This is a genomic window from Saccharothrix sp. NBAS 001, assembly GCF_056640475.1.
Genome location: NZ_CM153251.1, coordinates 717,865 through 732,055, shown reverse-complemented (window position 1 = coordinate 732,055; position 14,191 = coordinate 717,865). Strand labels below are relative to the sequence as shown.

The window sequence follows — 14,191 nt, the reverse complement described above, 5'->3', positions numbered from 1 at the left end:
CCTTCCCCGCGGACATGGCAAGGTGGCTGCCCGCACAATGGGCGGGCAGCCACCGTCCATGCCCAGCTCGGTTGTCAGTCGCTGCTGCTACAGCTGCTACAGCTGGTGCTGGTGCAGTTGCAGCAGCTCGTGTTGGCCATGTGCTCGTCGACCTCGGCGTAGTCGAGGATCTCGAAGGTCTCGGCTTCGAGGGCCTCCAGTTCACTGCCCAGGGCGGAGAGCGCCTGTTTCGACGTCATGATCATTTCCCTTCTCGGATTTCGGTCGTGCCACGAGCATCGCAGCCGCCGGTGGCGAACCAGCGGTAGGAGCAGTCGCGCATCGCTGACAGCCGACCGGCACAGGTGGATGCGCGCGGCGCGAAGGCGAGCTGAAGGCGCTCGGCCCGCATCATGGTGTCGATGGCCGCACGACGACCGGGCGTGGAGGGACATGGAGATCGGGTTCAGGCTCTTGGGGCCGGCGATGATCGTGGTGGACGACGAGGCCGTGGCGTTGCCGGCGAACAAACCGTGCACCGTGCTGGCGACACTGCTGATGTGGGCGAACGAGTTCGTTCCCATCGGCCGCCTGCACGACGCCGTATGGGGCGACCGCCCGCCGGAGACGGCCCGGAGCACGCTCCAGACGTACGTGCGGCGACTACGTCAGCTACTCGCCAAGTACGACCGCACAGTATGTCTTATCAGGACTATGCCGAACGGCTACGCCATCGAAGCCGACGAGGCGAGCCTGGACGTGCTGCGGTTCCTCCGGATCGCGAGGCAGGCCCGGCAGATCGCCGAGAGGGGTGACTTCGAGGCGGAACTGACCTGCCTGTCTGACGCGCTCGGCCTCTGGCACGGAAACGCGTTGACCAATGTGGACTCGGAACTGCTGCACCGCGAGGAGGCGCCGAAGCTGAATGAGCAGCGCCTCGAACTGATCGAACGCCGGGGTGATGTCGAACTGCTCCTCGGCCGCTGCCGGCGAATCATCCCCGAACTCAAGCTCATGACGGCCGTCCACCCGCAGCGGGAACGGTTCGCCGAACAGCTTGTCGAGGCACTGTACCGGTCTGGTCGGCAGGCCGAGGCGTTGGCGGAGTACAGCCGTGCCCGCACCACCCTGGTGGAGACGCTGGGCATCGAACCCGGTCCTGGTCTGCGCGCACTCGAGCTGACGATCTTGCGCGGCGACCCGCTGCCGGCGACACGGCAGTCGTCTCTTGTCGAACTGCACAGCGGCCGAGCTTGACCCGAGGGAGGTCTCGACGATGACCACGACCAGCCACAAGCAGGCGGATCACGTGTCCGCAGCCGATCTCGTGCTCCGCCCCAGGTTGCGCCATGACGTGCTGTTCGCGGACACCGGCGACGGCGTGATGCTGAGGGACGCCGACGGCGGGTACGTCGTCAAGGGGCGTACCGCGTACAAGTTCACAGCCGCGCTCGCGCCGTACCTGACCGGCGATCTCACCGTGAGTGAGCTGTGCGAACAGGTCCCGCAGGACCGGTGGCCGGCGATCGTCCACTTTGTCCAAACGCTCATCGCACACGGATTCGCCCGCGATGTCCGCCGATCGGCCGTCGAGGTCCCACCTCTGGTCAAGGCGCAGTTCGGTGCGCAACTGAACTACGTGGAACACTACGCCGACGACGCCGCCGAACGGTTCCTGCGGTTCCGAACAGCCAAGGTGCTGGTGTTGGGTACCGGCCGGGTCGCCACTGCCGCGGCGACGGCGTTGCTGCGCAACGGACTCGAATCCATCGGCCTGGAGACATCCGTGGCCGCCCGGCTCAGCGAGACCGTGTCGGAGCTGACGGCGGCGGAATGCCCACCGACGATACGGACCGATGTCGAGGACGCCCTGGCACCGGGCGGGTACGACTTCGTGATCGCATCAGCGGACGACATCGGCATGCCGGCCCTGCGCCGGGTGGTCGACGCCGGAGTCCGGGGTGGTCCGGTGGTCCTGCCCGCCACCGTCATCGGCTCGAACGTGGTCATGGGCCCGATCACGTCCGCGGCCTCGGCGCCGTGCTGGACCTGCGCCATGCTCCGGTACAGCACGAACACCGACCAACTCGACTCCGCCGCCATGTGGCAGGCCATCACCGACACGACCACCCGGCACGTCGAGACGGCACTCGACCCACAGCTCGCCGCCATGGTCGGCAACATGCTCGCCTTTGAACTGTTCCGGCTCACCACAGGCAGTCTGGCGCCGGAGACGGCCGGCGGTGTCGTGGTCCAGAACACCCAGACCCTGGAGGCCAGGCGAGCCCGGCTCTGGGCACATCCCCTCTGCCGTACCTGTGCCGACCACCAGGTCACCGCGACATCGGGGATCACGCCGTCCCCGATGGCCACCTACACGCCGCCCTACTCCGGATTCCGGCCAGTCGACCGGCTAGACCTCGACGAGTTGCTCGGTGACCTGGACGAACTGGTGGACGATCACGTCGGCATCCTGTCCGCCTTCGACGACGAGGGCCTGGACCAGTCCCCGCTCAAGGTCAGCCGAGTACGTCTCGGGCCGCCGACTGGTCGTCTGGTGACCGGGTTCGACCTGCACTACGTACCCGTCGCGCGACAACGTGCCCTGCGCGCGGCGATGCTCGTCTACGTCGGGCAGATCGCGGACACCCGGACCATGACGACGGATTCCGCCGACGTGCCCGTGCCGCCCGGCGAGCTGGTCACGTGGTCCGGACTGCCCATGACCGAGGAACCGGGCGCATGGACCGCCGCGACGTCCATGGTCAGCAACGAGCGGCATCACCTGCCGTCGTCGGCGGTGTACCCGTTCTCCTCGCTGAACTCCGATGCGGTGTTCGAACGGACCTCGGCCGGCGATGGCGCGGGATCGACCTTGGGCGAGGCCGTTCACTCCGGGCTGATGTCCGCCGTGGTGTTCTCGACGCTGCGGGCCGCTCTTGCCGGCAAGGCCGAGTGCCGGTCGTTCGACCCCGGTGTGCCCGCTGTCGGTTCCGAGCTGGAGTTCCTGCTCCGGACCCTGGCCAACCTCGCCGTCGAAGTGGATCTGATCAAGCTCGGCCGATACCGGAACGTCTTTGTCGTCATGGCGCGTACCACGACCACCCCGGACTCTCTACTGTGGACTGTCGAGGCCGCGTTGTCCGAAGAGGCCGCTGTGGTCGCCGCGCTACGAGATCTGGTGGGACAGGCGCTGGGGTACCTCGACCTGGGCGCGCCCCTCCTGCCGGGGTTGGCCGCCGAGACCGTCCTGGCCACCGGCGAAGCCGTCACCCCGACCGGAACCACGGGTACCGTGACCGGGCTTGTCGGCGAACTCGCCGACTCCGGTCACGACGTGCTCGTCACGGAGACCACGACTCCCGACCTCAGGGCACAGGGAAGCGTCGTGACCGTCCGGGTCCTGCTCCGGTGTCCGCGGTGAGCACGGCGATCGCCAGGTTCCTCGAGGACCGGCTGACCGGCGTCCAGGTACGGGTCATCCCCCTCGGCAACAGGGACATGCTGTGGAGCCGGCCCGACGAACCGTGGCAGGTCGATCTGGCGACGACGGACTCGGCCGGGCTGCTGCCGGTCTTCCTGCACGGCAACACCGCGCTGATCGGCCCGTTCGGCGGTGGAAGTCCCTGCCTGCTCTGCGTGGCGCGAAGGTGGCAAGTGCTGCGGACCACGGTCGAGCGGGACGTGCTGGAGAACAAGCACCAGTTCGTGGCACCGCACGGGTCACCGTTCCGCACCGCGTTCGCCCTGGAGGCGATGTGGCGGATCGCCGAGCGGACCATCACCCAGTCCGCCCCGGTCACCTACCAGCTCCAGATGGACGACCTGCGGGTACGACGGTACCCCGTCATCGCGGACGCCCACTGCCCGCGCTGTGGTGAACCGGCCACCGCCCCGGCCGCCGTCCGGCTCACGCTTTCCAGCCGGCGCAAGCAGTCGGTGGACGACTTCCGACTCCGCCCGGTCGGCGAGTACGACCTGGAGCCGAGCGCACAGGTGAACCCGGTGTGCGGCGCGGTGGGGCCGGCCGCACGGCCACGTCTGACCAGTACGACCACCGCCAATGTCCGGGGCCACATCGGCGTCCGCGGCGACGGGTACATCTACGACACGTACTGGGGCGGCCACTCCGACAGCTACGCCCGCAGCGCCCTGCTCGGCATCATGGAGGCGCACGAGCGGATCGCGGGCACCCGGCCGCTTCGCCCCGCCGACGTCGTGGTCGACACATATCGCAACCTCGCCTCGCAGGCGGTCGACCCGGCGGAATGCGGTCTCTACGCGGAAGAGTTCTACGCCCGCAACAGCGGGCACTACGTGCCCTACCACCCCGATCTGGTGCTGCCGTGGGTGTGGGGGTTCTCCTTGCGTGACAACCGTGCCGTCCTGGTGCCGGCGGCGGTCAGCCACTACCACTCCAGTGACCGGCACAACAGGTTCGTGCAGGAGTGTTCCAACGGGTGCGCGTCCGGCGGCAGCCTGGAGGAAGCCGTTCTCCACGGCATCCTCGAACTGGTCGAGCGGGACGCCTTCCTCATCGCCTGGTACGCCCGTCCTCGTCTGTCCGAAATGGATCCGAGAAGCTGCGCTCTGCTCCACTGCCGGCTGATGGTTGATCGGATTTCGATGTACGGCTACGACGTGCGGCTGTTCGATGCCCGGACGGCGTTTCCCATACCGGCGGTGATCGCCGTCGCCCAACGCCGGGACGGTGGCCTCGGCAACCTGCTCTTCGGCGCGGCGGCCGGCCTGGACCCCGATCAGGCGATCGCCGCGAGCGTCTACGAAGTGGCCGCGGAGATCCCGACGTTCGCCCAGGACACCGAGCGACGGAGGGGCGACCTCATGGCGAAGGCGGCCGACTTCGACAAGGTGGTCTCCCTCTGGGACCACGCGCGGATGTTCGGGTTGCCCGACATGGCACGGCATGCGGCCCATCTGCTCGGGGACGCCGGACCGCCCGCCGACCTCCCGTCGGTGGAGGCCACCTACCGCGGATGGCGGTCCGAACGACCGTGCTCGCTGGACCTCCTCGACGATGTCGAGTTCTGCGTGCGGACGGTGACGCGGGCCGGCTTCGACGTGATCGTCGTGGACCAGACGACGCCGGAACAGGCCGTGTTCGCGACGAAGACGGTGAGCGTGACGATTCCCGGCCTGTTGCCGATCGACTTCGGCTGGGCCGCCCAGCGCGCGTTGCACATGCCGAGAACTCGGACGGTGCTGCGTGAAGCGGGTTTGCGCGCCACCGATCTCGATCCGGCGGACCTCAACCCGGCTCCGCACCCGTTCCCGTGAACCTCGGTGCCGTCAGGCAGGAGAACCCATGCCCATCACCAACGCAGCCGAGTACCTCGAAGCTGTAGTCCGGCGCACCCTCGAACCCCTCGACCCACCGGACTTCGAGCCGGACTGGGCCGACAAGCCACGCCGCCACAACGTGTATCCCGGTGTCCGTGCGGTACCGCTCCCGTCGGCGACGGTTCCGCCGGCCACGATCGACCGGGCGCTCGCCGGGGGCACCCCGGCCGCGAACGGCACGTTCACCCTTCAGTCGCTGGCCGAGATGCTGCGTGACTCGTACGCGTACAACGGTCGCCGGCTGGCGGTCACGGCCAACGGCGACAGCGCCACCCTGTCGCAGTACGCGCACGCCACTTGGTCCCGGGGCACGGCATCGGGCGGCGGCCTCTACCCAATCGAGATCTACTGGATCTGCGGCCCCAGCGGTCCGATGCTGCCCGGGGTGTACAACTACTCGGCACCGTCGCACGGGATGCAGCGGCTGCTCGTCGGTGACGTCTGCGGGCAGGTGCGGCGCGCTGTCGCGCCCACAGGCGGTGACCAGTTCCTGCTCGTCACCGTCAGGTTCTGGAAGAACACGTTCAAATACCGGAACTTCGGCTACCACGCGGTCACCATGGACGTCGGTGCCGCACTGTCCACCTGGCAGTTTTGGGCTCGGGCCGCCGGCGTGGAACTGCGGCCGCTGCTCACGTTCGACGAGCAGGCGCTCAACAGGCTGCTGGGCGTGAAAACCCACGAGGAAAGCGTGTTCGCCGTGGTTCCGCTGCCCTGGCGCGGCTCGGGTCCGCCCGGCGAGCGCGGCCGCGAGACGCGGGTGCCGGCCAGAGCGGTCGAGCGCTCTCGGCGAGTGGTCCGGTACCCGGTTGTGGAGCGGGTGCACGCCACCACGGTGGAGAGCCCGGCGACCGGGACGTCCTTGCCCGAACGGCTCGTGGCGGCACGCCCCGCGGTGCCGGACCGCCATCGCGGTGACGCGATCAGGCTGCCACCCGCGTTCCCCATCACGGGGACGGTACGTGAGCTCCTGCGCCTGCGACGCAGCAGCTTCGGTGCATTCTCCGCCCGCAAACCGCTCGACCAGGCCAGGTTGTCGGCGGTGCTGCGCGGGGGAACACTCGGCGCCCGGCTGGTCTCGGACGTGAAGTCCGCGACCGGCCAGCCGGAGTTGACCAGGCTGGCGCTGTTCGTCAACCACGTCGACGGCGTCCCGCCGGACGTCTACGACTACGAGATCACCACGAACTCCCTGCTGCCACGCGGCATCGGGAGCAGTGGGCACTTCCTGCAACGAACCTACTCATTGGCCAACTACAACCTGGAGCAGGCCGCAGCGGTCGTCGTGGTGCTGGCCCGACCGAGGGTGGCGATGTCCGCCGTCGGCAACCGGGGGTACCGGTTCCTCAACGCCGAAGTCGGCGCCGCCGCGCAGGCGTTGTACATCACCGCCGCCGGCGTCGGAATCGGCGCTGGTGTCGCGCTCGGCTTCGACAACGTGTCGTACCTCGATCACCTCAGCGCAGGACAGGACGACTGGCCCGACGACTGGCCGCTGCTGATCATGATTCTCGGCCACGAGCGGCCGACCGCATCCGACTTCCGGTTCCGGTTGAGCTGACCCCGCCGATCGGACAGGAGGAGACCATGGTGACCAGGAACGGATCAGATCCGGTGGACCGGACGTGGGTGCTCACCGACCAGTTCGTGATCCGCGTGTCGGGCATGCCCATCGACGTGGTGGTGCCGCTGGCCAACCCGCGCACCGCACGGTGGGCCGACGACCTGCTGGCCGCCGAGCAGGCGATGGACACCGCCCGGGACGTGATCGGTGACGCCTTGGAGGCGGTCGTCGCCGGAAACGAGGACGAACGGCACCGCCGCGCCTTGCTCGACCTGCGGCGCTGTGTCTTCAACCGTCGGCTGCCGAAGGACGTGGTCGCGGCCAGAGCCCTCGCGGAGCAGTGTTCCGAGGACGGCCGCGGCGCGCTGCTCACGTGGCTGGACCACCGCTGCGCCTACGAGGACAGGCTCGAGCACGGCGCGGCCATCCTCGCGGAGGAGACCGAGTCGGCCCGCGAGCGACTGCGGGACCTCGCACGCGACCCTCGGCTACGCCACGGCCTCCTGCTGTCGTCGCCGTCGCTCGACCGATATCTGCCCGGATACCTGGACGCCTCGGGCGCGTCGCGCAAACGTGCCCGCCGGATCGAACGGTCGGTGCTGGCGTACGTGTACCGCACGGCGTGCAAGACAAGCCCGTTCAGCACGTTCACCGCAGTGGCGCTCGGCCGGTTCGCACCTGGCTCCGGAACCGTCGTGCCCACGATCGACCTGGACGTCGACTGGCGCGGTCATGCCCGGCTGAACGTCGCCGCACTCGCCCGCCTGACCGCGATCGTCGCCGACTCGCCGGCGATGCGGGCGGATTTGGACATCCGCCTGACGTCGGGCCTGCACGCCGACCAGGCGCGGGTGCGTTACGTGCGAAGGATCTGGACGGCCGGTGACGACAAGGCCGCGATGACCATCGACTCCGTCCGGGAGAACCTCTTCTACCTCACCCGAGGCACGGTGTTGCAGGAGGTCATCGACCTCCTCACCGAGCCCGACGCACCGCCGACGTTCGGCGAGCTGGCCGATCGGCTCCGCACGTCAGACCCGGCCGGCCGCCCGGTCGAGGACGTGCAGGCATACCTCGTGCGACTGCTCCGACTCGGCGTGCTCACCGTCCCCGCGCTGCACGTGGACATCCACAGCGATGACCCGGTCCGCTCGTTCGGCCGTGGGCTGGCCGCGGTGGGCACCCCCTGGGCGCTGGCCACCGCGGACCGGCTTGACGCGGTCGCCGACCTGGTGGACCAGTACCCGACGGCCGACCTCGACGGGCGGCGGAAGCTCATCACGGCTGTCCGGGAGCGGGTCGAGGACACCCAACGGGCGCTGGGCGAGTCGGTCCCGAGCACGCCGAGGACCCTGGTGTACGAGGACGTTTCCGTGGCCGGACCGGAAGCGGTCGCGGACTCCGACGCGTGGCAGCGGTCGCTGCTGCCCTCGCTGCGGCAGGTCGCGCGGTTGTTGCCGATCTTCGACGCACAGCTACCGCATCGGCTCAACCTGCGAGCGTTCTTCCTCGCGCGCTACGGCGCCGGTGGCCGCTGCGACGACGTACTCCGGTTCCTGCACGAGTTCCACCGCGACTACTACGACCAGTACCTGAAGGTCAACGGGCAGCGTTCGTCCTTCGATGAGAACGGCGCCTTCGTGCCCGACCCCAATTGGTTGCGGGTGCCGGAGGTGGCCGCGCTGGACGCCGCCCGCGTGGAACTGATCCGGCGGATGACCCCTGCGGTGGGCACGGACGCCGAGGTGGTGCTGGACGACACGTTCGTGGCGGCGGTGACCGAACTGGTGCCCGACCACCTGTCGGACTTCGACCCCAGGGCGTTCATGGTGCAGGTCGGCCTGGCCGGCAACGAGCCGTTCGCCGTGGTCAACCGGACCTACAGCGGGCTCACCCTGCTGTTCTCCCGCTTCATCCACTGCTTCGACGACGAGCGCCACCGACTCACCGCCGACCTGCGGGCCGAACTGGCCCGCCTGCGGCCGACGGGTGCGGTGTTCGCCGAGCTCACCGGTGGGTACGACACGATGAACCTGAACCTGCACTCCGCCATCACCGAATACGAGCTGGTGTGTCCGGGCGACGTCAGCTTCCGCCCGGCCGGGGAACAGATCGCCGCGGACGAGCTGAGCGTGGTGCATGACGAGCGGACTGGCCGGCTCCGCCTGCACTCGTGGCGCCTCGACCGTGAGGTCATCCCGGTGTACCTGGGTTTTCTCGTCCCGCTCGCGCTGCCCGAGGTGCAGCTCGGCATGCTCCTGTTCTCCAACACCACCCGGGCCGGGTTCGCCATGTGGGGCGGAACGTACGAACCCCTGCGGGACAGAACGACCAGGCGCTTTCCCAGAGTGCGCTACGGCAACGTGGTCCTTTCCCGACGCCGGTGGACCGTGCACCCGGACAGCCTCCCGGCGCGCCGCCCCGGGAGCACTGACGCCGAGTGGTTCGTCGCCTGGCGGCGGTGGTGGCGGGACAACCACCTGCCCCGTCGCGTCTTCGCCTCGCTGGACCCGACTCCGCTGGACCCGACCGCCAGTACGGACGCGGTGACGGTCAAGCCCCAGTTCGTGGACTTCGACAGCTCGTTGTCGTTGCAGCTACTGGACAACACGGCACGCAATGGCAACCGGCTCGTCGTGTTCGAGGAGATGCTGCCGGACACGGAACACCTGCACACCCATTCGGCGGGCGGCAGGCACGTGACCGAGCAGACCGTCGAGATGACCGGAACCACCCGGCCGCTGAGCGATCGCTGATGGACGAAGGAGAAGCGCGATGACCGCGAGGCCGGACATCGGCACCACGCACGGCGCGGAGCCCGGCGAGTGGCTGGCACTGCACATCTTCTACACCGCCGATACCCGGCCGGTGCTGACAGACTGCGTGGCGCCACTCGTCCGCGACCTGCGCAACCGGGGGCTGCTCGGCAGGTACTTCTTCATCAACTACTGGATGGAGGGCAGCCACGTACGGCTGCGGCTCAAGCCCGTCAGCGCGGCTGCCACAGCTGAGGTGTGTCGCACCGCAGAGGCGGCGATCGGCCGATTTCTCACCACGCGACCGGCGCTCTACGAGGTCGACGAGGAGAGCCTCGGTGAGTTCCAGGAGTCGCTCCTCGGCATGGAGTACTCCCCCGGCGAACGCCTCCGGATGTTCCCGGACGGCCGGATGCCCATCCAGGCCAACAACACGTTTCAACACCGGCCGTACGAGCCCGAGTACGGCCGGTACGGCGGCCCGGCCGGCGTCGAACTGGCCGAGTGGCACTTCGAGCACTCCAGCGACCTGGTGCTCAACCTGGTCGAGACCGCCAACGTGCACGTCCGGTCGGTGAACCTGGGCCTGGCCGCGCAGATCATGATGATCACCGCATCCACGTTCCTGCGCTCGCCGGACTCGATGGCCGCGTTCTTCGAGAGCTACTTCGAATACTGGAACACCGCGTTCGAGTTGGCCCCGGAGCAGAGGTCTGCGCAGTTCGAGGCCAACCACGACACCATGGCCGACCTGCTCACGCGCCGGTTCGCCGAGGTGCACTCGGCCGTCCGGCAAGGCGACGCCGAACGGCTCACCGGCTTCCGGGCGGACTGGGCGCGGCACTGCGCCAACCTGCGCGACCGGGTGGTGGAACTCGGCACCGCTCGACACCTCAGGTTCGAGCGACGGACCGGATCAGCCGACCCGGTCACCATCACGGACCCGGAAACACTGCTACCGCGTCTTCTCGCGCCATACACGCACATGACGAACAACCGGCTGAGCGCGACGCTTCGCGACGAGACGTACCTGGCCTACACGCTGGCCCGTACCCTCCGTGCGAACGCCGACACCGGCGCGTTCGACGTCACGGGCGCGGTCCGGTGACGCTCACCGAGCCGTTCCTGGACACCCGACCGCGGATCAGGCCGGACGTGGCGCTGGGCCCCGCACTGGTCCGTGGAGCGGCGCGGGTGCACAACCTCAAGGACGCCCGAACCGGACGGTTCTTCCAGATCGGGGAACGCGAGTTCTTCCTGATCTCCCGGTTGGACGGGACCAGGACCCTGGCGGAGATCGGTGCGGACTACGCCCAGCGGTTCCGCCGGCGTCTCGACGAGCGGCGGTGGCGGCAACTGCTGGGCATGTTGGCACAGCGGCGACTGCTGGCCGGGACGGACAATCCAGTGCCCGTGGCCGAACCCGTCGCAGCGGGGTTGACGCTAGCCCGAGGCCGCCGCGGTCCGGCGAAGGCACTGTTTCCGTTGGTGGACCCGAATCGGTTGCTCGGCCTGATCGAGCCCAGGATGCGGTTCGTGTTCTCCCGGTACTTCGTCATCCCGGTGCTCTGCGTGGCTGCGGTGGTCATGTCGCTCACGGCGGTCAACTTCGTCGAACTGACGCGCGAGTCCGAGCAGGTCCGCACCAGCCCGGTCGCGACCGGGCTGGTGATCGCCGTGTACTGGCTGTCGATGGCGGTCCATGAGTGTGCGCATGGCTTGGTGTGCAGGCACTACGGAGGATCGGTGCACGAGATCGGTGTTATGTGGCGGTTCCCCGTCATCGCGCCGTACTGCGACGTGGGCGATGTCGTGGTGCTGCCCAGTCGATGGCACCGTTTCCACACCGCGTTCGCGGGCGTGTTCACCACCATGGTGATACTCGTGTCGGCAGGGCTGCTGTGGCTGGTGGCGCCGGCGGGAAGCGCTCCGCGCGGGTTCGCCGCGGGGTTGTTGCTGCTCTTCCTGATCGGCGCATTGGCCAATCTGGTGCCGGTGTTCCGGTTGGACGGTTACTACATGCTCAACCACGCGTTGGGCATGCAGAACCTGGACCAGGAGAGTATCCGCTGCCTGCTGGCTCGAGTCCGGGGCGGGCGTGCCGCAGTGCGGCACTACCCCAGCGCGTACCGCAGGATCTACATCGCGTACGGCTCCGTGTCCCTGTTGGCGAGCGCCGGATTCGCCATTGCCGCCTGCTGGTGGGTGATCACGCTACTTCGACCGCACCTCGGCACCCAGCTGTCCGCGATCGTCGTCTCCGTGGCCGCAGGTGTCGTCCTGACCGTCGTCCTGGGCGTCAGGCGCCGGCGTCGCGGCAAGTCGTGACGTAGTGCTACACCTTCGCCTGGAGCCAGGCACGATCGCGCGGCACAGCTCCGCGCGTACCATCGCGCTGGGCCTCGTCGAGCGCGAACAGCCTTACCAGGTCATGCATGTGATAGCGGATGACGCCGGCATCGTCGCCGGCGCCGGCCGTTTCCAGCATCTTGACGTCGACGAGTTGTTCGATGATGTCCGCCGCGCACCGGGCGTCCACGTCGAGCAGCCCGGCCACCTGCCGCGGCACGAACCACGGCGTTTCGACGAGCAGCGCCAACCGTTTGACCGCCTCGCGCTGGTCGGCCGTGCAGCGTCGGTAGCCGGCCCCGACTGCGGCAGAGACGGACAGCCCGCCGGCGGTGAGCTGCGCCAGCCGTTCCCGGTCGTCGGCGAGCCGCTCCGCCATCCACGCGAGCGGCCGGTTCGGCCTGGCCGCCAGCCGCGCGGCCACCACTCGCAGTGCCAACGGCAGCCCGCCGCAGTAGCCCGCGATCCGGGCCGCCTCCGCCGGCTCGTCGGCGACGCGCGACTCGCCGATGAACGCACCGAGCATGGTCACGCTCTCCCGCTGGGCCAACGGCGCGAGCTCGAACCACCGCGCACCGTCCACATCGGGCAGCACGGCCCTGGACGTCACGAGCACGGTGGACTGACCATCGCCCGGTAACAGCCGCAGGATCTGACCTCCATGGGTTGCTCCGTCGATCAGGATGAGCAACCGCCTGCCGCTCGTACGCGTGCGGAACAACTCCATCCGCGCATCCGGATCACCGGGCACGGCGTCCGCGTCCACGCCGAGCCGGCGAAGGAATCCGCCCAGCACACCGGACTCGGACTCGGCAGGCCCGTGATCGCCACCGAGATCGGCGTACAGCTGGCCGTCCGGGAAGTCAGCCCGCATGCGGTGCGCGGCGTGCAGCGCGAACGCGGACTTGCCGACCCCGGTCATGCCGGTTATGCCGCATATCATCGTACCGGCACGGTTGTCGGCGCACAGCCCGTCACCCACAGCACGCAGTTCGGCCGAGCGGCCGACGAACCCGGCCAAGCGGGTCGGCAGCAGTTCCGGTCCCGGCCGGGTCCGGTGGTCGACACGGGCCACCGGTGCTTCTCCGCGGAGAATGTCCTGGTGCAGTTCCCGCAGTTCCGCGCTCGGGTCCAGGCCCAGTTCGTCGACCGTGTACCGATACGCCTCGTCATACGCGGCAAGGGCTTCCGCGGTGCGGCCGCTCCGGTGCAGCGCGAGAACCAGGAGGTACCTGAGACGTTCCCGGGCCGGGTCGTCGGCCAAGGCGCGACGTAGGAGGCCGACCGCGTGCTCCGACCGTCCGCACGCGGTCTCTGCGGCAGCGAGGCGTTCCACGACGGACAGGCGCAGTGCTTCCAGTCGGTATGCCTCGGGGCCGCCGTGCACACCCGCGCACCGATCGCCGAAAACGGGCCCGGACCAGCGATTCAGCGCTGCCTCCAGCAGGTCGCGCTCCCCACCGGTGTTGCCGCGCTCCCGCTCACGCTCGGCCCGAGCCGCCAAGTCCTCGAACTCGCTCGCGTCGAGGCCGGCACCCGCCAGTTCCAGCCGGTAAGCGCCGGGCGTCGACTCGACCCGTCCTGGAAAGCCGAATCCGGCCAGTGCCCGGCGGAGCCGCAGGACCAGTAGCTGGACCGCTCGCCTCGGCCGCATCGGCTGGGTCTCCGGCCAGAGGCGCTCGACGAGCTCGTAGACCGGGACGTTCCGTTCGGCCGCGAGCAGCAGGTGTCCCAACAGCGCACGTTGTAAGGGCGCGACCAGTCCCAACCGCCTTCCCCCGGAATTCAGCTCGACTGAGCCCAGAACGACAAACCGCACAGAGGCCTCCCCCGATTGAAAGCTGAACGCCTTGACCCGTCCGCCTTCGAGCCTAGGTGCGCGGAGTGGGCAGAGGTGTCGGTCGATCGGCTGACAGGCACAGGGCGATCACGACTCTTCGGGAAGCACGTGCCAGTGCTGGTCGTGTTCTTGTGGTGTGTCCCAGAGGGTTGACCCGGCAGTCGGTCCTACGGCTGACCGGCCCTGGCTGGTCTCGCATGTCGAGTGCGGGAGGTGGCCGGGGTTTCGCCCGGAGTGCCGTTGTGGCGGGTAGCTCCCGCGAACGGCGCGAACCTGTTGTGACGGGTGCGTGCGAACGTCGTGCTGCCGGTGCGTGGAGAGTTGCCCGACGGGTCGAAGCTG

Annotated in this window: 9 protein-coding genes; 7 read left to right on the top strand and 2 right to left on the bottom strand. The window is 68.9% G+C overall.

Annotated elements, in window-relative coordinates:
- Window positions 1-74: 74 nt before the first annotated feature.
- On the bottom strand, window positions 75-239 hold the full coding sequence (locus tag AC0HI0_RS03210; protein WP_480930725.1) for a thiazolylpeptide-type bacteriocin: 165 nt from the start codon (window positions 237-239) through the stop codon (window positions 75-77).
- 193 nt (window positions 240-432) lie between these two features.
- Here AC0HI0_RS03210 and AC0HI0_RS03205 point away from each other — a divergent pair, with 193 nt between their 5' ends.
- The 7 genes from AC0HI0_RS03205 to AC0HI0_RS03175 are packed head-to-tail and all read left to right on the top strand — an operon-like array spanning window position 433 to window position 11,988.
- On the top strand, window positions 433-1,236 hold the full coding sequence (locus AC0HI0_RS03205; RefSeq protein ID WP_480930724.1) for an AfsR/SARP family transcriptional regulator: 804 nt from the start codon (window positions 433-435) through the stop codon (window positions 1,234-1,236).
- A gap of 52 nt (window positions 1,237-1,288) precedes the next feature.
- Window positions 1,289-3,403, top strand: a complete 2,115-nt coding sequence (locus AC0HI0_RS03200; RefSeq protein WP_480930723.1) for a TOMM precursor leader peptide-binding protein — start codon at window positions 1,289-1,291, stop codon at window positions 3,401-3,403.
- Window positions 3,400-5,277, top strand: coding sequence for a TOMM precursor leader peptide-binding protein (locus tag AC0HI0_RS03195; RefSeq protein ID WP_480930722.1), 1,878 nt, complete (start codon window positions 3,400-3,402; stop codon window positions 5,275-5,277). The genes AC0HI0_RS03200 and AC0HI0_RS03195 overlap by 4 nt, the downstream gene beginning before the upstream one ends.
- Before the next feature lie 28 nt (window positions 5,278-5,305).
- Window positions 5,306-6,901: a SagB family peptide dehydrogenase gene (locus AC0HI0_RS03190; RefSeq protein WP_480930721.1), complete on the top strand. Its 1,596-nt coding sequence runs from the start codon at window positions 5,306-5,308 to the stop codon at window positions 6,899-6,901.
- A gap of 26 nt (window positions 6,902-6,927) precedes the next feature.
- Window positions 6,928-9,660 (top strand): lantibiotic dehydratase, encoded by a 2,733-nt coding sequence (locus tag AC0HI0_RS03185; protein ID WP_480930720.1) that lies wholly within the window; start codon window positions 6,928-6,930, stop codon window positions 9,658-9,660.
- A 19-nt stretch (window positions 9,661-9,679) separates the two neighbouring features.
- Entirely contained in the window at window positions 9,680-10,768 is a 1,089-nt protein-coding gene (locus AC0HI0_RS03180; protein WP_480930719.1) for a lantibiotic dehydratase C-terminal domain-containing protein, read from the top strand.
- Entirely contained in the window at window positions 10,765-11,988 is a 1,224-nt protein-coding gene (locus tag AC0HI0_RS03175; RefSeq protein ID WP_480930718.1) for a zinc metalloprotease, read from the top strand. The genes AC0HI0_RS03180 and AC0HI0_RS03175 overlap by 4 nt, the downstream gene beginning before the upstream one ends.
- Before the next feature lie 7 nt (window positions 11,989-11,995).
- On the opposite strand, the gene AC0HI0_RS03170 is transcribed toward AC0HI0_RS03175, so the two are convergent.
- Complete coding sequence (locus AC0HI0_RS03170; protein WP_480930717.1) at window positions 11,996-13,828, bottom strand: AfsR/SARP family transcriptional regulator; 1,833 nt, start codon at window positions 13,826-13,828, stop codon at window positions 11,996-11,998.
- Between the last annotated feature and the right edge of the window lie 363 nt (window positions 13,829-14,191).